The organism is Bradyrhizobium sp. USDA 10063, from assembly GCF_054063735.1.
On sequence record NZ_JBSSGP010000002.1, the window covers coordinates 7910575 to 7933363 of the forward strand.

Consider the following 22789-nt stretch of genomic DNA (forward strand, 5'->3'; position numbering starts at 1 on the left):
GCCCCCTATCAGAGTGAGAGGGCGGACGGGCTTCGCCGTGACGGGTTGAGGAACGGAGGAGAGGCCTCCAGCGCCTGTCGTGGAGATGACCCATGACCCAAGTCGAAGTTCTGAGCGCTGGCCGCGACCGCGTCGGCGGCCACAAGGTGGACGTGACCCGCGGCGAACGCGTCAGCCGCGTATCGTCGGAATGGTTCTCGCGGCCGGCGGATGAGCGTTATCTATCCCTGTCGGGCCTCTATGTCGCGGTGCGTGGACGGGCCGAGCGAAGCCGGACCCGAACGGTCGAGAGCGCTGCGATCCGGGTCGAGGCCAGCCGCGACGATGCCGAGCGCCTGGCTCTGCTGCTGCCCGGTTCCGGCACGCCGATCGCGCCGACTCACTGGAGCTTCGGCCAACTTGCCAGCCTGATCGGAGCGCCGGCGGCTTACCTCCGTCAGCTTCCGGCGCCGCTGGCTGGCATCAACCTGCAGTTCGGCCTCAGCTCTCATCGAGCCGAGCAAGTCAAGACGCTCGAGATAGAGGATGGTCGCGTCGAGCTTCGCGCCGCTACCGGCCCCGAATATGGCCGTTATCTAAACAGTCAAGCTGTCTCACCCGTTTTTCACTGATCCCTTCTCATCGACGTTGAGCCTGACGCCGCCCGCAAGCCGTGGCGATCCCGTGCGCTCGCGTCGCTCCCAAGGAGCTATCACGATGTCATCAAGGATGCAGTCCGGAGCACGTGCCGATGTTTACACGCGCATCACCGCCGAGATCATCGCGGCAATCGAGCAAGGTGCAGGCGAGTGGCGTGCGCCGTGGTTTCACGACGGGACGAGTGTTGCCCGCCCAACCAACGTCGCTTCGGGCAAACGCTACCGCGGCATAAACACGGTGGCGCTCTGGGTCGCAGCCACGACCAGCCATTACAGCGATGGCCTGTGGGGCACCTATCGGCAATGGCGGGACGCTGGCGCGCAGGTGCGCAAGGGCGAACGCGCTACCACTGTTGTGCTGTGGAAGCAGGTCGCTCCGTCCGAGCCGGCTGACGACGATGACGATGATAATGGCGGCCATCGGCGGATGTTTGCCCGAGCATTCTCGGTGTTCAACGTCGCTCAGGTGGACGGATACGAGCGCCCGCCAACGAACGTCCTGCCAGAGAGCGAGCGCCTGACGCATGCGGAAGCTTTCATCGCCAACCTCGGGATCAAGACTGTATTCGGCGGATCCGAGGCTTACTACCTCCCGTCATCGAACACGGTATTCATGCCGGACTTCGCCTCCTTCCGCGATGCCGCGTCATTCTATGCTGTCTGGCTGCATGAGGACGGCCATGCCTCAGGGGCAAAGCACCGCCTTGACCGCGATCTCTCGGGTCGGTTCGGCTCGGCTGCCTATGCCGCCGAGGAATGTTGCGTGGAGATTCTCAGCGGGCTTGTCCTTGCCGATTTGGGCATAGCCCACTATCCGCGTCCCGATCATGCAGCGTATATTGCGTCGTGGATCGAAGTCTTAAAGGATGATCCTCGGGCTATCTTTACTGCCGCCAGCAAGGCGCAGCAGGCCGCCGACTGGATGCACGCGCAGCAGCCCGTATCTGCTGAGGAGCGTCAGACTTCATCCGCAGTCTCCGACGAGACGGATGCCTACCAGTCTCATTTTCCTCTTGTCGCTGGCACGTTGTAGCAGGGCGCGGACCTGAAGATGCTGGGCGTCCACGTTCTCCAGCTGGAGGTCCGCGCGAAGAAGCTGCTCGACCACGCAGCCTGGTACCCGGAAAGCCGGAGATGCGGAACGGCGTGTCTCCGGTTTCGTGGCTTTTCGGCTTTCCTGATTGCCGGTTTCGCAGCGCTGCCCTTGAGAGGAAGAGGGCGGCGCTGCGCTTCGTGACGGCTTGGAGGCCCAGAGAGAGGCTTTGGGTCGGGCCGTCGCGGAGTATCACCCATGGCTACTGCCGTTCGGAAGATCACCCTGTCGTCCTCGCGCGACATTCCCTTCAACAAGCTGGTGCTTAGCCAGTTAAACGTCCGGCGTGTGAAGGCCGGCGTCTCCATCGAGGAGCTGGCCGAGGACATCGGCCGCCGTACCTTGCTCCAAAGCCTCAACGTCCGGCCGGTCCTCGACGCCGAAGGCGCCGAGACCGGCATGTTCGAGATCCCGGCCGGAGGACGTCGCTATCGGGCGCTGCAGCTGCTATAGCGGTTTTCGCCCGATTTGAATCTGGGGGATTCCCAAACGGTTAGCGATGATGGAGACTGTGTGCATTGATTCTCCTTGCCGGCGGGGGCGGGCGGTGCCGAAGGCCTATTCTTGTGACCTGCGGGAACGCGTTATCGAGGCCGTGGCTGCGGGCGCGTCGCGGCGCGAGGCGGCCGAACGCTTCGAGGTGAGTGTAGCATCGGCGGTCAAGTGGGTGCAGCGCTGGCGGGACGATAACAGCGCCGCTGCGAAGCCGCGCGGCGGAAGCGTTTCGCCGCTCGAAGAGTTCGCAACCGAGATTTTGGCTGTGGTTGCTGAGCATCCAGACCTGACCCTGGTGGAGACGCTTGCAGAGCTGCGCAAGCGGAGAATTCGAACCAGCCGCAGCGCGCTCTGGCGCTTTCTCGACCGTCACAACATCACCTTTAAAAAAAAGCCTGCAGGCTACTGAACGGCAGCGAGAGGACGTTGCGCGAGCTCGCCGACGTTGGATACGAGAGCAAGGTTTTCTTGATCCCGCCCGGCTCGTTTTTATCGACGAGACTGCGGTCAGCACAAATCTGGCGCGGCTCCGGGGGCGTGCGCCAAGGGGTGTCAGGGTGATCGGCGCCGTTCCGCTGGGGTCATGGGAGACCATCACTTTCGTGGCGGCCTTGCGCCACAATAAAATGACTGCCCCGATGGTGATCGAGGGAGCTATGACCGGAGAAATGTTCCTCGCCTATGTTGAGCAGTGCTTGGTTCCAACCCTTCGGCGCAACGACATCGTCGTGATGGACAACTGCCGAGTTCACATGGCGCCTGCCGTTAGGCACGCGATTGAGAAGGCAAAGGCGAGCGTGCGGTATCTCCCGAAATACTCGCCTGATCTTAATCCGATCGAGCTGCCCTACAGCAAATTTAAGGCATACTTGCGTAAGGTCGCGGCACGAACAGTTCCGCATCTCACGCGCGCGATCCGTTCGTTCATCCCACAACTAAGCCCACGCGAATGCACCAACTATTTCGCTCACGCAGGCTATGCTTCTAAATGACAGGAATCCGCTTTAGTGTTCTGTCACTGACATTTGAATCCCGCCTTGTCGTGAACATGATTCACTCGCGGCATGGGAAACGACTTGATTGTACTTGATCGCAAGGCTCGCAGGGAACTGGAGCAACTGCTCACCGATGGAAACACGGCTCAAAAGATCGCGAAGCGAGCGAGGATCGTGCTGATGGCGGCGGACGGTCATGGCGTCGCGGCGATCATGCGTGAGGTCGAGGTTTCGAAGACCACCGTCTGGCGCTGGCAGGACTATTTTGCCGAGGCCGGTGTCGATGGTCTGATCAAAGGCCGCTCCAAGCCGCCTGGCCGAAAGCCGCTCAGCGCTGCCATGACGCTCAAGGTCGTCGAGAAGACCGTGAAGGAGCGTCCCGCCAATGCCACGCACTGGAGCGTGCGATTGATGGCGGAAGAAATGGGCATCAGCCACACGAGCGTGCAGCGCATCTGGGCCGAACACGGCCTCAAGCCGCATCTCGTGCGCAGCTTCAAGATCTCAAACGATCCCGACTTCGTCGCGAAGGTCGAGGACATCGTCGGCCTCTACGTCGATCCGCCGGAGAAGGCCCTGGTGCTTTCCGTCGATGAGAAGAGATCCCATGGGGGTAGCTAGCGACCGACGCTCTGTCAGAGAGTGAGGTTGCTGACCCACCCCACTCTGGAGGCGACCATGCAAATTATCACTGGCCCACAGCAAGCGCCGAGCGCTATCCGCACCGATCTTGGCGCGATTTTCGTCTCGTTGGAACTTAGTCGATCGACTTGGCTGATTACATCGTTGTCGCCGGGCGGCGCAGAAAAGATGTCGAAGCATACGGTTCGCAGCGGCGATGTCGCTGGACTGCGGGCGCGGTTCTGTCAGCTCAAGGACAAGGTGCAGGCCCGCACGGGGTATGTCGTTCCGATCATCGTGATTCAGGAGGCGGGTCTCGACGGCTTTTGGATCCACCGCTTGCTGCAGGAGGAAGGGGTCGAAAGCCACGTCGTTGATCCTGCTTCAATCGCGACGTCGCGCCGGCGTCGACGGGCGAAGACTGACAAGATCGACGGGGAGGCTCTGGTGCGCGCGTTGCTGGCGTATAAGCGGGGCGAGCCGCGGGTGTGCGCCATGGTTCGAGCACCGACCCCACACGAGGAGGATCGCCGCCGAATCTGCCGCGAGCGCGAGACGCTGACAGCGGAGCGGGTCGAGCACGTCAATCGGATCAAGGGGCTGCTCTTCGCCCAGGGCATCTCTGACTATGAGCCCTTGTTGCGCAAAAGACGGAAGCGGCTTGAGGAACTCAGGACCGGTGATGGTCGTCCGCTGCCTGAGCATTTGAAGGCGCAGATTGGACGTGAACTTGATCGGCTCGAACTCACGCTTCAGCAGATCAAGTCCGTGGAGGCCGAGCGGGATGCTATGCTCAGCCGGTCGGACGAAGGCAGGCCAGCGCCAGGAGCAATGTTGAAGAACTTGAAGGGGATTGGCCCGGAATTCGCCGGTGTCCTGTGGTCCGAGGGGCTGTTCCGAAGCTTTTCCAACCGACGGCAGGTTGCCGCTTATGCCGGATTGGCGCCGACGCCCTGGCTGAGCGGATCCGTCGCGCACGAACAAGGCGTCTCCAAAGCCGGAAACCCGCGGCTGCGAACAACCATGATCCAGCTCGCCTGGTTGTGGGTAAGGCATCAGCCCCGTTCGATACTGAGCCTGTGGTTCCATCAGCGCGTCCAGCTCAATGGTGGCCGAGTCCGGAAAGCGCTGATTGTTGCCTTGGCGCGAAAGCTGCTGATCGCCTTCTGGAAGTATGTGACCGCCGGGGTCGTGCCGGAAGGAGTCGAGACAACGGCCGCCTGAAAACAAACGCTTTCCCCTTCAATCTTCCGGGGCCTGATCAGCGCCGGCGGATCCAGGTGAGCGGACCGAAATTTGGCCTGGCTTAAAAAGCCGAAGAAGAGAATGGTCCCGCGCTCCTGAGCCCTTGCCCGACGCAAGCGGGATATTGGTGCGGCCGATGAGAGCGGCGACCGGATGTGAGTTTGAAGCGGCATCGGAGACGGGCCGGGTCATGCAAGCGGGCTCAGACCTTGGATACGCAGCAACGACCGGAGATATGCGATGAAACCCTGATCCGACTATCTTGACCTACAAATCCCCATGTGAGCCAAATCCAGGCGCTCGACCGCACGCAGCCGGGTTTGCCCTTGAAAAAGGGCCGGGCGGGCACGATGACCCATGATTACAAGCGCAACGGCACCACAACACTCTTCGCCGCGCTCGACGTGGCGGCCGGTACCGTCATCGGCGAATGTCTGGCACGCCATCGGGCAGACGAGTTCCTGTCGTTTCTGAAAACAATCGACCGCGAGACGCCTGCACATCTCGATCTGCATCTGATCCTCGACAACTACGCCACCCACAAGACGCCGGCCGTGAAGCGCTGGTTGGCGCGACACAGACGCTTCACGCTGCACTTCACGCCGATATCGTGTTCCTGGCTCAACCTCGTCGAGCGGCTCTTCGCCGAAATCACTCGCCAGCGCATCCGACGAGGAACCTTCAACGACGTCACCGAACTCAAAACCGCGATTGACGAGTGGATCGAGCATCGAAACCAAAATCCAAAGCCATTCAGGTGGACCGCCAGCGCCAAATCCATCCTCGCAAAGCACCGCCGAGCCAAAAAAGCGCTCGCCATCGCAAAAGCGGGATGCAAATGAATGAGTCAGAACACTAGCGCTTCCGGCCGTAAGCGGATCGCGGGCGGCATCCCCGGAGCCACAAACCCATCCGAGACCGGGCTGGGGCGTTGCTTGTGCGCTGAATGCCCGGAAACCAGGATGGTCTTTTCGGTGCGCCAAATGGCCGGCGCTGCCACCGTAGCAACTGTCAATGTACCCCCCAGATTCTCTATGCTAATGTCCCGACTCTCAAATGCCCTGTAATAACTCATGCTGCCTCGACTTTGACGAGTGCAGCACGGGCGCGGTTGATTTTTTCAAGGATCGCGGCGCCTTCGGCCTTCCAGGTGTAGGGTCTTGGGGCGGCATTGCGATCGGAGAGATAGGCTTCGATGTCACGGACGAGTTCGCCGATCGAGGCGAAGCTGCCGGAGCGGATCACGTCCGCGGTCAGATCAGCAAAGAAGCGTTCGACGAGGTTCATCCACGACGAAGATGTCGGCGTGAAGTGGAACTTGAAGCGCGGATGGCGTTCAAGCCACGCCTTGACCTTCGGGTGCTTATGAGTGGCATAGTTGTCCTGGATCAGATGGACGTCGAGTTCCTTGGGCGTTTCGCGGTCGATCTGCTTCAGGAATCTCAGCCATTCGACATGGGTGTGGCGCTCCTCGGTACGCGTGATCAGCTTGCCTTTCATCGCATCGAGTGCGGCAAACAATGTGATCGTGCCGTGCCGGATGTAGTCGTGGGTCATCGTGCGGGGGCGTTTCGGCGCAAGCGGCAGACCGAGCTGAGTACGCTCCAGAGCCTGGCATTGGCTTTCTCGTCGCAACATAACACCAGAGCCTTGGCCGGTGGGTCGAGATAGAGCCCGATCACGTCCCAGAACTTTTCTTCGAATTTTGGATCGTTCGAGAGCTTGAACGTCTTCACGACATGCGGCTTCAAACCGTTCTTCGACCAGATACGCTGCACGGTGCTGTGCGATATACCGGCATGGCGGCCCATGCTGCGCACGCTCCAGCGCTTGCGGCTTTTCGGCGGACGCGTGACTTCGGCGACAACACGCTCGATTTTCTTCTGTGGTATCGACGGCTTGCGCCCGCGACCGACCTTGTCATTGAGACCGTCGAGGCCGTGGGTCGCGAAGCGCGCGGACCATGTCGACACCGTGGGCATCGATGTCTTCAACCGCTCGGCGACACTCTCGATCTTCAGTCCTTCCAGACGCAGCAGGATGATGTTCGCTCGGAAGCGGTCACGATGCGCACTGGTCGACGCCTTGGTCCTGCGCTGCAATTCCGCCCGCACCTCCTCACTCGCAGTGATCATCTTGACTGGCCGCGCCATCCCTCAGCTCCCCGCTTGCCTGCAGCAACCACATTTATTTAAACTGATTTGCGAGACAGAACACTTATGTCTGGATTTCCCGCATACGGGGCCGCTATGCTTGCGTTTCGTTGAGCACAACTGCCCAAATGGACTCGCGGCCGAGGACGCGACTCGCATATTCTGCCCGCTTTGCGGCTGTTCCCTTTCCCCCCAGGCATCCTGTGGATTTTACCAACCAGCCTCTGCCCCGCGCCAACTTGACCTTCGATGTCGTCGACGACCTCGTGGGCGCTCATGCACGTAGTCGGCTGAAAGGAGCTCCGCAGGTCCGTTATGGAATAACCCACATCGCCGAATTGACGCGCGCAGATGGCCAAACCTTCGCGGCCGACGAGGCTGAGAACGTGCTGCAGAAGGTCTACCTCTTCCTCCCTTTCGCGCGAGGGGCTTGGGCGCCCGTCGTTCTCAACGTGGGATTCGATACGACAGGCAAGCGTGTCTACGAAAACTGGGGTGTGCGGATCGGTACGCCTTGGGAATCTTGCCGCGGCTGGTTCGATCGTAACCGCGGCCAAGCTTTGAGTGTCGTTTATCCTGGCTTTTGCGCTCTATTGCGCGATCCCGTAAATGATCTATGTGGGCGACAAGTACCGGCAAATCTACGAGTGGCGCGGCGCGGTGAACGCGATGAAGAAAATCGAGACCCAGGGTGAGACCTACCTCACCACCTCGTTCCGCTTTGGCACTGCCATCGCGGAATGAGCCTCGAAGCTCTTGCTCCTTCTCGGCGAAAAGCGGCCGCTCAAAGGCAATGCAGCGGTCAAGAGCCGGGTTGGGAGCGTTGAGCCGCGGACCATCCTGGCGCGCACTAACGCGACCACCATTGCCGCGATCATCGAGTGCCTGGACGAAGGAAAGAACCCTCATCTCGTCGGCGGCACAGATGAATTGATGGACATGCTGCGCGGCGTGCAGGATCTGAAGGAAGGTAAGCAGAGCACCGTCCCGGACTTTTTCGGCTTCGACAAATGGGAGCAGGTCGTCAAATTCGCCAAGAGCGGCGAGGGCGATCACCTGATGTCGTTTGTGAACCTGGTCGAGGGGCGGGGAGAGCGTCAATTGATGTGGGCCCTCAACCGCACCGTCGACGAAGAGCGAAGCGACCTGACCATCTCGACCGCCCACAAGGCAAAGGGCCGTGAGTGGAGTACCGTTCGGCTCATGGATGATTTTCTGCGCAGTCAGCCTGGAAAGCCGAGCAACGGCCCTGATCCGGCTGAGGTGCGACTTTTCTACGTTGCCCCAACTCGCGCAAAGGAAGCTGTAGAGGTTCCGCCGACCATCTTGTCGCTGATCAGATGATCGCGCCGTAGCTTAGTCCCGGCTATCGTCGGAGGCTCGACACGTTGTCGAGTTCGCGACGCGCGCATACGGAAACAGCCGAGACAAATCACCACTGGCAATTCGGCACGTTCGTTGCATAGATGAAGCTGTCCCGCCGCCCGAAGGCCCTGCAAAGCGTGGTGATTACAATGAGTGTTCCGAATTTGACGAAACTGGCGAATGCACTCGGAACTGACAAGGGCGACGAGGTTGCCGATGCCCATGGCTACACCAGCATTTACTCGTTTCTGTTCGAGGAATTCCGCCACGAACCCTTCACGATGGTCGAGATTGGACTGCAGCGCGGCAGTCTCGATCCCGAAGCACTGCTGATCCGCAAGGTCGAGGACATCCCGTCGATCAAGATGTGGCTCGAGTTCTTTCCCAAAGCCAACATTGTCGGCTGCGACATTTCCGATTTCAGCGCCTTTAAGATGGATCGCTTTCATTTCGAGCGGCTGGACATGGGCGATGCGGCAGCCTTGGAACGCCTTGCGAGCTTACTCCCGACGGTAAGGATCATCATCGACGATGCCTCGCACGCCGCTTACCACCAGCAGCTTGCTCTAGCGAAGCTTTTTCCTATCGTCCAGCCAGGCGGCTTCTACATTATCGAGGATCTGCACACGACTCACCCGATTGCCGCAAGATTACCACCCTGTAATTCGACCGCGGCGGTGGTTGAGAACTTCACGCACACGCGTCGCCTCGACATTCCTTTCCTGTCCCAGATTAAGCGCAGAAACCTCGAAACCTCTATCCGGAAGATGTTTATCCATCGCAACGATAGGGGACAGGTCAGCCGCTGGACCATGAAAATGGTCGCGTTTGAAAAGTGTTAGAGCGCCCAATCACCATATTTTCCGATGAGATGCCGACAGAACAAGGGACCGGGACACAGCGCACCATGTTAGCTCGCCGCGCGTAGCGCTTATTCCGTCCCGGTCTGCGGAGAAGAATGGCGAATGGTAGATGCTCTCGTAAGGGCATCGTCAACTTAATCAATCGCTGAACCGAAGAGAATCGGCGAAGCGCTTGTCGTGGAGATCTCGCGCCAAGTCGCAAAGGCTCGCTCGCGCGAAGCACGACGGAAGTCGGCGGTGACGGCTCCGGGATAGGGGATGTGGAAAAGGTTCGCGACCTGATCGTGAACTGACAGAAACCGTTGAGCCTGACGGGACGATTTGAAACGCGTCATGATCCGCTCGCGTCGCCGCGTCGGCTTATGAGAATTCTCGGCCCGATTGTTGAGAGCTTTGTGCTGGCGATGTTCGACGTGAAAGCCCATCTTCGCCCTCGCAGCGCCATACGAACGGAGCTTGTCCGTGATCATCACGCGCGGCGGCGTGCCGGCGGATTTCAAGAGCTTCTTCATGAGCCGCTGCGCAGCGCGCGAGTCTCTTCGGCGGATCCGATCGGAAAACGCCTTCCCGAATTTCCGTCCCCACTGGCGCACGGTTTCATAGGTCACGCCAATGCCACGCGCCGCCAGCATTTCCTCGACCATGCGCAAGCTTAAGGGAAACCGGAAATACAACCAAACGGCATAACTGATCACTTCCGGCGGGAAGCGATGGCGGGGATAAAGAGGATCCCTGGCGCTCCGCATGCCGCTCGTCTACCCCCTCGGCCGTTCCAATTCGTTAACTTGACGGTACCGCTCGGCATGCCCAAGAGCGAATTCGAGGCATTCCGCGGCTATGCGGAGATGCGCGCCAAGGCGGACTACATGCGCCAGTTCGGCGTCGACACCGTGGCCGATGTCGCCCGCACCCTGGCGATGTTCGGCGCCTTCACCGAAGGCATGGCGTTGTTCGCAAGCTTCGCCATGCTGCTCAACTTCCCGCGCCACAACAAGATGAACGGCATGGGACAGATCGTAAGTTGGTCAGTGCGCGACGAGAGTCTCCACTGTGAGGGCGTCATCAAGCTATTTCACGAATGGCACCGCGAAACCGGCGCGGTGACGCGCTCCGTCCGCGACGACATCGTCGACGTCGCCAAGACCATGGTGAAGCTGGAGGAGAACTTCGTCGATCTCGCCTTCGGCCTCGGCAAGATTGAGGGCATGCGGCCTGAGCAGATCCACGCCTACGTTCGCTATGTCGCCGACTGGCGACTGACCCAGCTCCGGATTGCCCCAATCTTCGGTTTCTTCGAGGCTAAGGAGGGCCGGTTCAACCAGCTCAAGGCGCATCCGCTGCCGTGGCTCGTCGAGATTCTCAATGGCGTCGAGCACGCTAATTTCTTCGAGCAGCGCGCCACGGAGTACTCAAGGCGGCGAGCCGCGGGAGCTGGGACGGCGAAGACGGGGTGTGGGCGGCTTTCGGCCGCATGTAGGCAACCCGAACAGCAGTTGGTGCGTCCGCTCATGGTAACATCTCGGACGTTCGCGGAAGTCCGCTCTGCTGCTGTGCTTCCGGGGGTACAGCGGACATCAAGCGGCATGATCCATGCCGCTCGCAGTTATGATGGGGTAGACGCTCCGTCGGCGGCAGCGTCGCATCGCTCATTTCCAATGCGGCCGACCCACAGAGCGGGCGCCAACAGAGGACGCTCTACGAGGCTACCGTAGACGTTGCCGTCGTCAATGGAGAGCTTTGTGGTTACGAGATAGAGCGCTCGTGACAATCTGCTCCAGTTGCCTTCGCAGCAGAGCCTTTACAGCCAAGTGTTCGATCGCGTTACGCTCGTAGTATCGAGCTGGTTGAGATCGGAGCTCGCCGTCGTTGAAGCAGACGCTACCGTGGCGCTCAAGCCCCGGTCGACGCGCGGATCTCAATCCGTCAATCGACCCACTGGACCTGACACGCCTGCTTGTGGCGATCAAGGCGCTCACAATCTTGCAACGCCACGGGCTTTCGAAGGCCTTCCGCAGCTGTCCCGCAGGAAAACGCGTTCCGTCAGCTCGTCCAAAAAGTGTTGCCCGAACTTCTGAAAGTGGAAGCTCGAGGGCGTTGTCTGCGATGACATAGATGCGCTTCTGCTGATCGCTCCACCCGAGCGCGACGATGGACCGGCACCTCGGGGATGGCGAGGAGTTTGCCGCCGCGAGGATTGGCCTCGTCCAGCCCCACTGACGGATCGATGCCGTGATCTGCTCGATTTGCTCGGGCGAATGGTGCTCCGAATTCCGCTCATACGGCCGTAAACGGTTCGAAGAAGGCCGGTACTGCGCGGCGTTGGCACTGGTCTCGGTGAATGCGGTCGCCGCAACGACTACAATGAAAGCAACCTTTGGCAACGCGAGCTTCGTGGACATTCCCCAGTCTCGATTCGGCGCGACCAGAGCGGTCGACACGGTTCTTTGACGGAGGCTGTCCGAGACCGGTTCGAGCGCGTGGCTCCACGCCCGCGTGAGCCGCGAGCGGGGAGGGACGTTACGTCGCAACGAGATCGCGGAGCATGTAGGTCGCGCCTTCGCCGTAGCATGCGAGCTTTGCGCACAATTCCGCATTCGTCGTGACGGGCCGAAAGCCGAAACGTTCCCATAGCGGCCGCGTGGCGTAGACCGAGACCAGCGCGAGAGCCGCAATGCCTGACGAGCGCGCGAGTTTCTCGATCGTCGCGACATAAGGGTGTGCCACACCACCGCGGGTGTCGGGCAGCACGGCGACGTCGTGAACATAAAGGCAGTCCGCATCGTCGGGCAATCGTTCGAGCAAGCCGTCGAGCGGCGGGATCCGATGCTGCTTCCAGGGATAGGCGAGCCCGTAGCCGACGATCGCTTCGTCCGCGGCGAGCACGCGGCAGCCATTGGGACAAAGCCGCATCTTTTCCGCGAATACCTCAGGGCGCTCGAACAGATCAGGATGGATGCGCGCCGCGATTGCGCTGATCGCAGCAAGGTCGGACGCGCGGGCGGGACGCCAATGCGGTTTGCTCATATCGGTCTGTCGATCCGTCTTATTCATTCCAGTTTATTCCGTCGCGACGATGCGCGCAGCGAAGAATATATTTGCCACCATCTCAGGAGTACCACGCCCCTCGACTCCCGAATCGTGATCCAGCCCAGATATGCCTGGCGCTGGCCGTTAAGCGCCTCAGAAACTTTGCGAAGACATTGTTCATAACGTGCAAGGTTGGTCCCCCCGCACGCTGACAGGAGTCAGTTTTATGTGGGCAAAGCGAAGAGCGCCAGATATGCGCAAGGTCCGCGGTCCCGCGATTCCTGCCCAGACCGGTTGCATCGATAGGCCCCCGTAGACACTGTCCGTCGTCAGATGAATTGAGACTGATCAGGCATTTCGAGAAGAGAGGCTCTGGCTCATCAGGGGTTAGAGTTTAAGCTGCTTGCAATTGATGCTGCAAGCTGCGGTTTGCGATGGTGTTGCGCTTGATGCGTTTTCGCTCGGCGAGGATCGCCTCAGCCCTGCCGCAGTAGACCTCGGCAGGAGTGAGGTTGTCGATGTTCTCATGATAGCGGACGTGATTGTAGTGTTCGACGAAGGCCCGTATCTGTCGTTCGAGGTCGCCGGGCAGGTAGTAGTTGTCGAGCAGAATGCGGTTCTTCAAGGTCTGGTGCCAGCGCTCGATCTTTCCCTGGGTCTGGGGATGATACGGAGCGCCGCGCACATGTTGCATGCCCTTGTTTTCGAGCCAGCTGGCCAGATCGTCTGCCACGTAACTCGAGCCATTGTCGCTTAGAGGCCTCGGCCGATGTGCGACGGTGCCGTGGCCGAGGCCAGAGGCCACGAGTGCCTGGTCGAGCGTGGCCGTGACGTCGGCGGTAGCCATGGTGGGACCAAGCCGCCAGGCGACGATGTACCGCGAGAAGTCATCGAGCACGGTCGAGAGATAGTACCACCCCCATCCGGTGATCTTGAGTGGAGTAAGAAGCGCGAGCGCGCTTCTCCTCCCCGAACCGTACGTGCACCTTTCAGCGCATACGGCTCTCTGTTCAAGCTTGGCCCATGGCCATAGCAACATCATGATAGTGCGAGGTGACAGTGCTGCGGGCTTCCTTTCGGAGGATGTATGGATTTTCCTCCGGATTGCGCCACCGGAACTGCGCCTTCGGGCTTGAGACAAGCCGGTAAAGTGCTTTTCCGTCGGTCCCGCCGCGTTCATTCCGACCAAACACGAGCCAGGTTTTCGCCTTGCCCGGTTCCGGGGTTCGGTACCATTTCCGCATCAAAGGTTTGATGCGAGATCGGTATTTGTGCCCCAGCCAATGCGCCATTTTCCAGAATACGACATGGTCGATGCGCCGGAATACGTACGCGGTGAAGTCGGTGAACTTGTAGAACGCTGCCCATCCCGCCAGTTGACGGTTCAGGCCAGCGATCATGTCGACCGTGCCAGTGGGCGTAGCCTGCCGTTGGTTTTCGGGATATAGATTCGCTTCACCGGCTGGGGGCGATAACTATCGTCCAGCAGGCTTTTCCGCAGGTCATCCAGATGCTGATCCAGTCTGACCTGCAGTCGTTGCTTATCCATTCCGTCAATGCCCGGTGTTCGTGCGCCACTTGACGCCAGAACAATCTGAGCGGCCTCGGCAAGCCATTCCCGGTTGGCAATCAGCCGAAGGAGCCGATCGAACCTTCGGTTCGAATCGCTCTCGGCCCATGTCGCGAGCTTGTGCTGCATTTCACTGATTATCAAAGGTCTTCACCTCGTTCGGTCAGGTAGTTTGCACTCCAAGCAGTTTGAACTGTTCCCCTTCGCCATGTGGCAGGCTTTCCCTGCCGCGGACTACTACGGGAACTCCGCCAGCATGGTGGACATCAGGGTCAACTCCCTTGCGACGCAGAGCATCGTGGGCATTCCATCATGCCTTCCCTCGTTCATATACTGGACGTCATCGTATTGGTGAGGCTGCCGGTCGCAGTCTTTTCCCTTGCTTTCCGCAAGTCGATGCCGAGGCCATGGTCTGGCTGCGTTCTCCCCATGCCCCCTCGCGAGCGTCCTTACATCTGGGCTCGCGTTCGGATGCAGGCCGTCATATCTGTCCGGCGACATCATCAGCATTCCACCTGTTAAGCCGTGTAGACGGAGGCGACATTTCAGCCCTCAGATGCGGGTGAACCGGTTCGTGTTCCTCAACCTTCCAATACTTCAGCCTCGGGGACCATCTCGGCTTAACGGCTTCGCCTCAATCCCCTTTACCTGCGGGCTACGTCACCCTGCCAGTTGACGACAGGTCACCGCCGCTTGGGCTCATGTCCCCTCACAGCAGGGAACAAGTCATTTTTTTTCAGTCCTCCTTTCTCTTTTGCATTCCAGTCATACGCTTCCCCAACTGCGGGGCGAGGCGCACGGTAGGTGAAGTCGGTCTGCCAGAGCTGATTGACGGCGGTCTTGTCCTTGAACTCGTTTCGCCGCCTTGATCACCACATAGGCCGGGCTGGTGATGAGGTCATACACACCAACATCAGAGGTTCGGACTACTACCACTAAAAGGGAAGAAAATGCTGACACACCCCACACTCCGCTTGCTTACCCAGCTCGGCCTTACCGGCATGGCCGAGGCCTCACGAGCCTCGCAGACAACGAGGAGGCCCATGGTCTCGCTCACGCCGAATGGCTGGCGTTGCTGCTGGATCATGAAGCGACCTGGCGTAACAACCGGCGCCTGGCGCTTCGTCTTCGTAAGGCAAAGCTGCGTCATCATGCCGTGCCCGAGGATATCGACTACCGCGCCTCCCGTGGGCTCGACCGCCGCTTGTTCGACATGCTGCTCAGGGGAGACTGGATCAAGAACCATGAGAATTGCGCCATTGTCGGGCCAACCGGCGTCGGGAAAAGCTGGCTTGGTTGTGCGCTTGGTCACAAGGCCTGCCGGGAAAACCACTCTGTACTTTACACCCGGCTGCCGCGGTTGTTCGAAGAACTCGACCTTGCCCGGGGCGATGGCCGACTCGCTTCGCGGATGAAGAGCATCGCCGCCGTCGAGCTACTGATTTTGGACTTATGTGCAGCGCGCAATGATGTGGAGCGATATAGATCTCCCCGCTATTAACAGCCGCTTCGACCGTCCCTACTCAACATAACTGACGACGGTAGCGTGGTTCTCTCTCGTTCATCCGAAGGAGGCAACCATGCTCGAACACTTATTCCGGAAGGTTCACGCGGGTTACACGGCATCGCCCAATGGCACTTTGTTGGAAGATTTCGCTACTTGGCTCATCTCGGCTGGCTACGCCCGATCTACGGCCTGCCACCACGTACGAGGCCTAAAAGAAGCTCTCGACCGGATGTGTTCAGCGCGGCTTGATTGCGATAGCGGCGTTTCAGGAGTGGTCTTGTCGCAGGCATTTGCCCCCGCATCATTGCAAGGCACCCGACGCGCCGTTGAACGTTTTCTCATCGCGAGACGGCTGTTCGTCAAAGAACCAATACCAGAGCCGTTCTCAGCACTTCTTGGTCGCTACAGATGGCATCTATCGGAGGTGCGTGGTCTTACTAGCGCGACCCTGGAACAGCATATCGCAACAGTGAAGAGCTTGCTCGCGCACGCTTTGCCAGCTGGCGCCCCGCTGCATGCGTTGTCAGCTGCCACAGTCGATCGGTTCGTAATGACCAAAGCGCAGCGCCTTAAGCGACAAACCCTACAGCACGTTGTCGCTCGCCTTCGTGCCTTTCTTAGGTTTTGCTTCGACCAGGGCGAGATCCGGCAACGGCTCGACGCAATTGACGCGCCGCGCGCCTACCGAGGTGAACGACCGCCTCGAGCTCTGGCTTGGCCGCTTGTAAAGCGGCTGCTGCGCTCCATCGACCGATCGGAGCGGCTTGGCTGGCGAGACTATGCGATCCTCCATTTGATGGCGCATTACGGCCTGCGGCCCTCCGAGATCATCGCACTGACGCTTGGTTCAATCGATTGGGATAGCCGTACGCTCCGCGTCAAGCAGTGCAAGACCAGATCAGATCTCGCGCTTCCTCTAGCCGAACAAACCATACGCATTCTCAGGCGCTATCTGCGCCGCGGCCGGCCCGGCGGGGCGCATCGTGAACTTTTCCTCCGCGCAAGCACCCCGGTAGGTCCCCTCACGCACTACGCCATAGGCGATCTCTACCAGAAGCGCGCACGTCAGAGCGGTCTGCCGCTGCAGGATACATCCTCCTACTGCCTGCGCCATTCGTTTGCGATGCGTCTGCTCGATCGTGGTGTCGGCGTCAAGGTGATCGGTGATCTGCTGGGTCACCACACCCTGGAGAGCACCTGTGTCTATCTCCGGCTGCAGACCGGGGCCCTGCGAGAGGTCGCGCTTCCTCTGCCAACGGCGACCATCGGCATCGAGGAGGACGCAGCATGAGCGCGACCTTATCGGCGAGCCCGTTCAACCAAGTGGTTGACCGTTATTTGCAGAGGCAACGTTCACTTGGGCGCGGCTATGTAATCGACGCTCTGCGTCTATTTATGGAGAAGAACACCTGTACTGACCTCGATCAAGCGCTCTTCGAGGGATGGTGCGTGTCACAAGGTCATCTTTCCGCAAGCACACGGCGCAATCGCCAGCGTATCGTGCGCAACTTTTGTCTCTATCGTCAGCGTACCGAGCCAAGTTGCTTCGTTCCGGATATCAATCGCTTCCCACGTCGTAGCCCCCATGCACCGCCGGTCATCTTTGGGGCGGCCGAAGTCGCCAGGATGTTGGCCATAGCCGATCGTTTGGCTCCGACATCAAGTTCGCCGCTGCGACCAGCGGTGATGCGACTTGCCGTGGTCCTGCTCTACACCGCGGGGCTCCGTAGGGGCGAACTGCTACGTCTCACCTTGGCCGACGTCGATGCCCGCCATGGCATTTTGCACATTCGTGCGTCGAAGTTCCACAAGTCGCGGATCGTCCCGTTGTCGCCGGATGCCTGTCGGGAGCTGAGGTTGTACCTCAGGAAGCGGTTTCGATCACCTCTGAGCCATTCGGCGGATTCACCCTTGCTTTGCAATACCAAGGGGCGCGTGCGCGGTTACACAGGTACCGGCCTGCGGGAAGGCGTCCAAACGCTATTCCAAGTCGCCAACGTTCGGGGCCCCGACGGGCGAATCCCGCGGGTGCATGACTTTCGCCATAGCTTTGCCGTTGGATCGCTGTTGCGATGGTACCAGCAAGGGGCGGATGTCCAATCCAATCTGCCAAAGCTTGCGATGTACATGGGGCACGTCTCAATTGTTTCGACGACCTATTACCTCCGTTGGATTCCACAACTTTCTGCTGCGGCCAGCGATCGGCTCGAGAGGCATTTCGGCCACCTCATCACAGGAGGTGCCGCATGAGATCCCAAAGACCTAACGAGCTCGGCAAGAGCATCGAGCGCTTCTTCCGGGAGTATCTGCCGACGCTCCGGGGTACCAGCGGGCACACCATACGCAACTACCGGGATGCGATCGTTCTGTTCCTTCGCTTTACTTCGTCGCAAACGGCCAAGGCTATCGAGGATCTCGATCTCGTAGATTTCACGGCGAAGCAGGTTCAGGACTTCCTGGCGTTTCTGGAGGCCGAGCGTCACAATGGAGTAGCCACTCGCAATGCGCGGCTGGCGGCGCTGCATAAGTTCGCTCGCTTTCTCGCAACCGAACAGCCCGCCTATCTCGCCGAACTGCAGCGCGTGCTAGGCGTACCGTTCAAACGCGGCGCGCGGAGCAAGCCGATCGAATACCTTGAGCCGCAGGAAGTCGAAGCGTTGCTCAAATCGATCGATCGCTCCACGCCAGCGGGTAAGCGCGACTATGCGTTGTTCGCACTGATGCTCAACACGGGTGCTCGCGTTCAGGAGATTCTTGATCTGCGGCTGTGCGACATCCGCACCGATCCTCCTCATCAAGTCTGGCTGCGCGGCAAGGGCGACAAAACGCGATTGTGTCCAGTTTGGCCGCAAACCGCACGACTTCTGCAAGAACTGTCGAACAGTGTTGCTCATTCGGGAGGCCGCGACGCTCCGCTGTTCGTGAACCGCCAGGGCAACAAGTTGACCCGCTTTGGCGTTCGTTACCTGCTCAAGAAGCACATCACGGCCGGAGCCAACGCAACCCGCACGCTGCAGCAGAAGCGGATCCATCCCCATTCCTTGCGGCACACGACCGCCATCTTTCTCCTGAAGGCGGGAGTCGACTTCGCGACCATCAGCCAATGGCTTGGGCATTCGTCGCTGAACACAACCATGACCTATGCAAGGGCGGACATCGATCTAAAACGCCAAGCGCTTATGCAGGTGTTCCCCGAGATCCTCTCACCGCCTCGCGCCGGGCACGTCTCTTCTGCGGCGATCAACATTGTTGATTGGTTGAGAAGGCTATTACCTACAGGGTAAATTATGTGGAGTTGGGGGCTGTCAAAAACCGGACCAGCGCTGATTGTCAACCCTCAACTCCACATCACTGCGCGCTGCACATAAGTCCAATCACGTTGAGCTCAACGTGATTGGACGACTGGGGCCTAAAGGCTATCGACGCCAATGCCCGTCATTATCTGCTCGAAATCCTTGAAGACCGCTACGGACGTCGATCAACACTCGTCACCAGCCAGCTCCCAATTGCCAAATGGCATGAGCTCATAAACGAGCCGATGAGTTCATGATGCCTCCTTCTTCGAACGCTTGGTGCGTCGTACCCGCTTGCGAAGCTGACGGATTTGGTCGTCTGAGAGCTCGATCTGCCATGGCTGGCCTTTGGTTAACTGACGACCTGCCAGCAATCCGCGCGCGAGATAATCGAACACCGTTTGCGGGGTTACGCCGAGCTGAGCCGCGGCGCCCTGAATCGAGAAGCTCCCATCGGGCCAGCGCATCGGATTCTTGTCCACGCCGTTGATTTTGACGGTAGGAATGCCCCAGCGGGTCCGCAACAGCCAGACATTCTCGCCTTTGAAGGCGCAGGCTCGGGCCGCGACGAAGCCTTCCTGATTGAGTATTGCCGCGATCTCGCCATCCATCTTGTGTTCAGCGTTCAACTCGACGATCCGTTGCCGCAACCGATCAATGTCGATGTAGTCGCGGTAGGTCTGAACGCGCCGTTGCACGTGATGCTCGCTGGTTGCGCCGGTCTGCCAGACGATCTTGAGCCACACCTGACCTCGGGTCCGCTTCTGATCAAGAACGACTTCGCGGATCACAAATCGCAGAATGCGCTTGCGATCGGCTGCCGACGTGGTGGCCGCGTTCCAAATCCGCGGCAGGTTCTCGCCGAGCGCTTGTAGCCCTGCGCGTTCCGCCGGGCCAATCAGAAGCGGCTCTTGCGCGCGCCAACGCGCATGCTCCTGCTCGACCGCCTCGACGACACGCAGCCTCTCTTCCCAAGCCCGCTCAAGTGAGCGCGCCACAAGACGGTTCTCGGGCTCTAGGGCGTCATACTGGCGCCGAGCGCGCTCGGCCTCGTAGCGGGCGCGCTCCACGCGAAGCGCCCACTGGCGCTCGAGCTGACGGCTCTCCTGCTCCAGTTGGCCCGCGGCTGCGAGTGCGATCTCAATCTGATCTGGCACCAGGGCATCGAGGGCTATCCGCTCAACCAGCGCGTCAACCGCCAAGGCCCGGACTTCCTGGCACATTGCACTGCCTTGCTGGTCCCGATCCGAGCGGCAGCAATAGACCGGATAGTCGGCATGCGGGCCCGTGTAGCGCATGCTCATGCGCCGTCCACAACGACCGCAGACCGCAATTCCTTGTAACAGGGCTGCCCCCTTGCGCGGTACGCCAGAGTGTCCTGCCTCATAGCGGCAGACGTTATCTGCCAGTCGCCCCTGGTTGACCATGAACTCCTCCCAGCTGATATAGCCTGGGTGAGCGGCGTGGAGGCAAACCGCCCAATCCGCGATCGCCACCTTGACCGTTCCCGTCAGCGATCCCGGCCGGCATCGGCTCGGATCCTTTTGCCGGCGGCCATAAACATACGCCCCAGCATAGGCCGGATTCTGAAGGATATTAAGGACGCGTGCACTATCTGGCGCACGCCAGACGACCTCGTGTGGAGATGGTCCAAGCAGCGGCCGAACCGGCAAGGACAATCCATTCCTGTCCAGGTAACGCATCACACGGCGCGCGCTTTGCAGTTCCCGGAATTTGGCAAACACCAGATGAAGACGGGCCTGCACCTCCTCATCGGGATTGAGAACAATTGTGCCCGCTCGATCATAGGCGAGCCCGCCTGGCAGCGGCAGCCGCAGTTCGCCCCGCGCCGCCTTCTGGCGTTCGCCTTGGTGAAGGCGCATCCGAAGCTGATGCAACTCCGCCTCGCTCATGATGCCGGACAAGCCCAACAGCAGGCGGTCGTGATAGGCGCGCGGATCGTAAAGTCGTTCGCCATCCGCAATGACCACGCCGAACACCGAGCACAGTTCGAGAAGCTGATGCCAGTCCCGGTTATTGCGGGCCAGGCGCGAAGCGTCGAGGCTCACCACAAGCCCGGCGTTGCCAAGGCCGATCTCGGCAATCAGCTTCTGGAAACCATGACGATCCACGCCGCCAGCACCGGATTTGCCCAGATCCTCGTCAATGACCTGGACGCGCTCCGGCGGCCAGCCCAGACCGATGGCGCGATCGACGAGGCGGTACTGCAGCTCCGTGCTCTCCTGGTGCTGGCGCACCTGGTTCACGGATGACTGCCGCACGTAAACATAGGCCAACTTGGCCCGGTGTGCGGTCGTGAGCCGCCCGTCAGCGGCGTTCGAGCTGATCAGCACGACCCAGTCCCCTTCCGGGCGCGCCGGGAACCGCTTGCATTCGCCGCAGCAGTGTGGCGAGGATTTGAGCGATCTGGGTTTGCGTCGCGGTCGACAGATTCGGCCACAGGCGCGGAATGTCGGCCGTCGGACGGCCGGGTGGATTTGCCAACGTCGGCAGGGGTCGATACGCAACGCGACCTGGAAGCGGTCGGTGGGGCATCGCGAATCACCTTCTCGTCGAGAAGGTTCAGACTCGCGCCCAAATGTTGCATCAATGGGATCAGCGTACGGACACTGATGCGTGGCAGATCGGCCGCGTTCGGGCGGGAAGCGATCGACGTCTCGGCAAGGTCCGTCGACGCGATCCGAACCCCCCGCCGCCGTCCGTCCGGCAGCGCGACAACGACGTAGGCGGGACCGCGCCCCGACCGCTCCTTCAGCACCTCAAGCCGGGGCCCCAACAGAAAATGATGCGGGTCGGTGATCGTGACGTGAGACACGACCCGTTCCAAAATAGGGGTACTCTGTCGTGTTCGGCGACCCAACTTACGCTGATGCCATACTTGATCGCCTGCTTCACAACGCTCACAAGCTCGAACTGAACGGTGACTCCATGCGTCGCCCGCCGGCTCTTCCTCGGCCTTGATTACATCGTCGGCCGATGAAGACTGCGACTGCCGCCCGCGAAGCTGACTGGCCGCTACGGCACCGTTGGGGGTGCGCGTCCAGTCAGCTTCGCTCCGTCGAGCGACACCATCAAACATGAGACCTGATCGCTTCGGCAGCCGCTTGACCGCGGGCTAACGATAGTGCCAATTGCCTTTAACGATCGGGGGCTTCACATGCGCGCGATCAGATTGGAACGCTGCGCGGCATCAGATTGGAATACCTGCGCGCGATCATTGGAATCCGCAATAAGGCCGTTTCGGGAGGGGCGATCAAGCTCATGCGGGTCTGTACTCATGATGACATCAGGGGCCCCCGAGGTCTGTCGCTCGCTGCAAAGCTGAAGGACGAATAGTATCGGCGATCAGGTCGCTTCCGAACTCAGCAGGCCCCGCGAAGAGATGCTGAAGTCACCGATGACGGGGCGAGCTGAGCCGCCTATTCCAAGAAGGCGAGACGCGACTGGTCGAGACTATCAGTCGGGGATCGTGGGACTGACTCCCGAGTGGAGGGCGATCGTCCCCGCGGACACAGATCAGTTTTCGCGTTGTCCCTTCGACTTTGGCAGCGCCTTCTCCTGCTGCTTTAGTCGAGCAATAGCCTCGTCCACCTGCGCTTGGCGAACAGCTCGGCGCCTCTCATTGAACTGCTTGTATTGCTCGACAGCGTGGGCCTTGGCATCGCCGGTCTTCACGCTGCCGCCTCCCCGGAGAACACTCCTGCCGAGAGACTGCAATTGACCCTCTAGCAATGTTTCGATTTCTGCCATCGTGCTGATACGACCGATATCCAGTTGATCTCCAGTTTCTCGGTCAGCTTGATCATGTGCACCGGCGGCGCGTAGCGGCCCGCCGCCGGGGGACCGGCAGACTGGGCATGCCACGAAAAGCCCGGCAGACACGCCTGCCGGGCTAATTCGCAA

The 22789-nt window shown here is 60.2% G+C and carries 18 protein-coding genes and 8 pseudogenes; 17 read left to right on the forward strand and 9 right to left on the reverse strand.

Features of this window, described 5'->3' with window-relative positions; translation table 11 throughout:
• Nucleotides 1-92: 92 nt before the first annotated feature.
• From ACVJGD_RS39235 to ACVJGD_RS39265, 7 genes and pseudogenes are all read left to right on the forward strand, one after another.
• Nucleotides 93-602: pseudogene (locus tag ACVJGD_RS39235) on the forward strand (DUF932 domain-containing protein); the annotation flags it as partial.
• Between the two features lie 94 nt (nucleotides 603-696).
• Entirely contained in the window at nucleotides 697-1671 is a 975-nt protein-coding gene (locus ACVJGD_RS39240) for an ArdC family protein (protein WP_456639181.1), read from the forward strand.
• Between the two features lie 258 nt (nucleotides 1672-1929).
• Nucleotides 1930-2181 (forward strand): annotated as a pseudogene (locus ACVJGD_RS39245) (ParB/RepB/Spo0J family partition protein); the annotation flags it as partial.
• A 52-nt stretch (nucleotides 2182-2233) separates the two neighbouring features.
• Nucleotides 2234-3218 (forward strand): IS630 family transposase gene (locus ACVJGD_RS39250; protein ID WP_456640512.1). Its coding sequence is split into 2 segments (ribosomal slippage): nucleotides 2234-2628 and nucleotides 2627-3218, totalling 987 coding nucleotides; the frame shifts between segments, so codons are not numbered across the junction.
• Nucleotides 3219-3302: 84 nt separating this feature from the next.
• Nucleotides 3303-3842, forward strand: a complete 540-nt coding sequence (locus tag ACVJGD_RS39255) for an IS630 family transposase (protein ID WP_456639182.1) — start codon at nucleotides 3303-3305, stop codon at nucleotides 3840-3842.
• A 57-nt stretch (nucleotides 3843-3899) separates the two neighbouring features.
• Nucleotides 3900-5066, forward strand: coding sequence for an IS110 family RNA-guided transposase (locus ACVJGD_RS39260; protein ID WP_456640525.1), 1167 nt, complete (start codon nucleotides 3900-3902; stop codon nucleotides 5064-5066).
• 305 nt (nucleotides 5067-5371) lie between these two features.
• Nucleotides 5372-5929, forward strand: a pseudogene (locus ACVJGD_RS39265) (IS630 family transposase); the annotation flags it as partial.
• A 229-nt stretch (nucleotides 5930-6158) separates the two neighbouring features.
• Here ACVJGD_RS39265 and ACVJGD_RS39270 read toward each other — a convergent pair.
• A pseudogene (locus ACVJGD_RS39270) lies at nucleotides 6159-7240 on the reverse strand (IS630 family transposase).
• A gap of 609 nt (nucleotides 7241-7849) precedes the next feature.
• On the opposite strand from ACVJGD_RS39270, the gene ACVJGD_RS39275 reads away from it, so the two are divergent.
• The 3 genes from ACVJGD_RS39275 to ACVJGD_RS39285 all read left to right on the forward strand — a co-directional run bounded on the left by ACVJGD_RS39275 (nucleotide 7850) and on the right by ACVJGD_RS39285 (nucleotide 9447).
• Entirely contained in the window at nucleotides 7850-7984 is a 135-nt protein-coding gene (locus tag ACVJGD_RS39275; RefSeq protein WP_456639183.1) for a hypothetical protein, read from the forward strand.
• A 12-nt stretch (nucleotides 7985-7996) separates the two neighbouring features.
• Nucleotides 7997-8584, forward strand: a complete 588-nt coding sequence (locus ACVJGD_RS39280; RefSeq protein ID WP_456639184.1) for a 3'-5' exonuclease — start codon at nucleotides 7997-7999, stop codon at nucleotides 8582-8584.
• A gap of 122 nt (nucleotides 8585-8706) precedes the next feature.
• On the forward strand, nucleotides 8707-9447 hold the full coding sequence (locus tag ACVJGD_RS39285; RefSeq protein WP_456639185.1) for a hypothetical protein: 741 nt from the start codon (nucleotides 8707-8709) through the stop codon (nucleotides 9445-9447).
• 155 nt (nucleotides 9448-9602) lie between these two features.
• Here ACVJGD_RS39285 and ACVJGD_RS39290 read toward each other — a convergent pair whose 3' ends face one another.
• Nucleotides 9603-10214, reverse strand: coding sequence for an IS6 family transposase (locus tag ACVJGD_RS39290; protein WP_456639186.1), 612 nt, complete (start codon nucleotides 10212-10214; stop codon nucleotides 9603-9605).
• 57 nt (nucleotides 10215-10271) lie between these two features.
• On the opposite strand from ACVJGD_RS39290, the gene ACVJGD_RS39295 reads away from it, so the two are divergent.
• Entirely contained in the window at nucleotides 10272-11180 is a 909-nt protein-coding gene (locus ACVJGD_RS39295) for a ribonucleotide-diphosphate reductase subunit beta (RefSeq protein WP_456639187.1), read from the forward strand.
• Between the two features lie 12 nt (nucleotides 11181-11192).
• On the opposite strand, the gene ACVJGD_RS39300 is transcribed toward ACVJGD_RS39295, so the two are convergent.
• The 5 genes and pseudogenes from ACVJGD_RS39300 to ACVJGD_RS39320 all read right to left on the reverse strand — a co-directional run bounded on the left by ACVJGD_RS39300 (nucleotide 11193) and on the right by ACVJGD_RS39320 (nucleotide 14194).
• Nucleotides 11193-11867, reverse strand: coding sequence for a hypothetical protein (locus tag ACVJGD_RS39300; RefSeq protein ID WP_456639188.1), 675 nt, complete (start codon nucleotides 11865-11867; stop codon nucleotides 11193-11195).
• Between the two features lie 118 nt (nucleotides 11868-11985).
• Complete coding sequence (locus ACVJGD_RS39305; RefSeq protein WP_456640526.1) at nucleotides 11986-12492, reverse strand: GNAT family N-acetyltransferase; 507 nt, start codon at nucleotides 12490-12492, stop codon at nucleotides 11986-11988.
• 397 nt (nucleotides 12493-12889) lie between these two features.
• Nucleotides 12890-13438, reverse strand: a pseudogene (locus ACVJGD_RS39310) (transposase); the annotation flags it as partial.
• Between the two features lie 67 nt (nucleotides 13439-13505).
• Nucleotides 13506-13895, reverse strand: coding sequence for a group II intron maturase-specific domain-containing protein (locus ACVJGD_RS39315; protein WP_456639189.1), 390 nt, complete (start codon nucleotides 13893-13895; stop codon nucleotides 13506-13508).
• Nucleotides 13892-14194 (reverse strand): hypothetical protein, encoded by a 303-nt coding sequence (locus tag ACVJGD_RS39320; RefSeq protein ID WP_456639190.1) that lies wholly within the window; start codon nucleotides 14192-14194, stop codon nucleotides 13892-13894. The genes ACVJGD_RS39315 and ACVJGD_RS39320 overlap by 4 nt, the downstream gene beginning before the upstream one ends.
• A gap of 821 nt (nucleotides 14195-15015) precedes the next feature.
• Here ACVJGD_RS39320 and ACVJGD_RS39325 point away from each other — a divergent pair.
• The 5 genes and pseudogenes from ACVJGD_RS39325 to ACVJGD_RS39345 form a co-directional block, all read left to right on the forward strand.
• Nucleotides 15016-15515 (forward strand): annotated as a pseudogene (locus tag ACVJGD_RS39325) (ATP-binding protein); the annotation flags it as partial.
• Between the two features lie 130 nt (nucleotides 15516-15645).
• Nucleotides 15646-16863, forward strand: a complete 1218-nt coding sequence (locus ACVJGD_RS39330; protein ID WP_456639191.1) for a tyrosine-type recombinase/integrase — start codon at nucleotides 15646-15648, stop codon at nucleotides 16861-16863.
• Nucleotides 16860-17822, forward strand: a complete 963-nt coding sequence (locus ACVJGD_RS39335) for a tyrosine-type recombinase/integrase (protein ID WP_456639192.1) — start codon at nucleotides 16860-16862, stop codon at nucleotides 17820-17822. Before ACVJGD_RS39330 ends, ACVJGD_RS39335 begins: the two co-directional genes overlap by 4 nt.
• Nucleotides 17741-18856 carry a tyrosine-type recombinase/integrase gene (locus ACVJGD_RS39340; protein ID WP_456639193.1) on the forward strand — a complete coding sequence of 372 codons (1116 nt, stop codon included), beginning with the start codon at nucleotides 17741-17743 and terminating at the stop codon, nucleotides 18854-18856. The genes ACVJGD_RS39335 and ACVJGD_RS39340 overlap by 82 nt, the downstream gene beginning before the upstream one ends.
• Nucleotides 18857-18966: 110 nt before the next feature.
• Nucleotides 18967-19110 (forward strand): annotated as a pseudogene (locus tag ACVJGD_RS39345) (ATP-binding protein); the annotation flags it as partial.
• Between the two features lie 6 nt (nucleotides 19111-19116).
• Here ACVJGD_RS39345 and ACVJGD_RS39350 read toward each other — a convergent pair.
• Nucleotides 19117-21219 (reverse strand): recombinase family protein, encoded by a 2103-nt coding sequence (locus ACVJGD_RS39350; RefSeq protein WP_456639194.1) that lies wholly within the window; start codon nucleotides 21217-21219, stop codon nucleotides 19117-19119.
• A 511-nt stretch (nucleotides 21220-21730) separates the two neighbouring features.
• Between ACVJGD_RS39350 and ACVJGD_RS39355 the strand changes: the two are divergent.
• Nucleotides 21731-21847, forward strand: a pseudogene (locus ACVJGD_RS39355) (ATP-binding protein); the annotation flags it as partial.
• 555 nt (nucleotides 21848-22402) lie between these two features.
• Here ACVJGD_RS39355 and ACVJGD_RS39360 read toward each other — a convergent pair.
• Nucleotides 22403-22561, reverse strand: a complete 159-nt coding sequence (locus tag ACVJGD_RS39360) for a hypothetical protein (RefSeq protein WP_456639195.1) — start codon at nucleotides 22559-22561, stop codon at nucleotides 22403-22405.
• Between the last annotated feature and the right edge of the window lie 228 nt (nucleotides 22562-22789).

Excerpts from the sequence above, each read along its gene's own strand:
- ACVJGD_RS39260 (WP_456640525.1), top strand. The coding sequence starts at position 3,900 with ATGCAAATTATCACTGGCCCACAGCAAGCGCCGAGCGCTATCCGCACC.
- ACVJGD_RS39320 (WP_456639190.1), bottom strand. The coding sequence starts at position 14,194 with ATGCAGCACAAGCTCGCGACATGGGCCGAGAGCGATTCGAACCGAAGG.
- ACVJGD_RS39295 (WP_456639187.1), top strand. The coding sequence starts at position 10,272 with ATGCCCAAGAGCGAATTCGAGGCATTCCGCGGCTATGCGGAGATGCGC.
- ACVJGD_RS39275 (WP_456639183.1), top strand. The coding sequence starts at position 7,850 with ATGATCTATGTGGGCGACAAGTACCGGCAAATCTACGAGTGGCGCGGC.
- ACVJGD_RS39305 (WP_456640526.1), bottom strand. The coding sequence starts at position 12,492 with ATGAGCAAACCGCATTGGCGTCCCGCCCGCGCGTCCGACCTTGCTGCG.
- ACVJGD_RS39285 (WP_456639185.1), top strand. The coding sequence starts at position 8,707 with ATGAAGCTGTCCCGCCGCCCGAAGGCCCTGCAAAGCGTGGTGATTACA.
- ACVJGD_RS39240 (WP_456639181.1), top strand. The coding sequence starts at position 697 with ATGTCATCAAGGATGCAGTCCGGAGCACGTGCCGATGTTTACACGCGC.
- ACVJGD_RS39300 (WP_456639188.1), bottom strand. The coding sequence starts at position 11,867 with ATGTCCACGAAGCTCGCGTTGCCAAAGGTTGCTTTCATTGTAGTCGTT.
- ACVJGD_RS39290 (WP_456639186.1), bottom strand. The coding sequence starts at position 10,214 with ATGCGGAGCGCCAGGGATCCTCTTTATCCCCGCCATCGCTTCCCGCCG.
- ACVJGD_RS39335 (WP_456639192.1), top strand. The coding sequence starts at position 16,860 with ATGAGCGCGACCTTATCGGCGAGCCCGTTCAACCAAGTGGTTGACCGT.
- ACVJGD_RS39315 (WP_456639189.1), bottom strand. The coding sequence starts at position 13,895 with ATGATCGCTGGCCTGAACCGTCAACTGGCGGGATGGGCAGCGTTCTAC.
- ACVJGD_RS39330 (WP_456639191.1), top strand. The coding sequence starts at position 15,646 with ATGCTCGAACACTTATTCCGGAAGGTTCACGCGGGTTACACGGCATCG.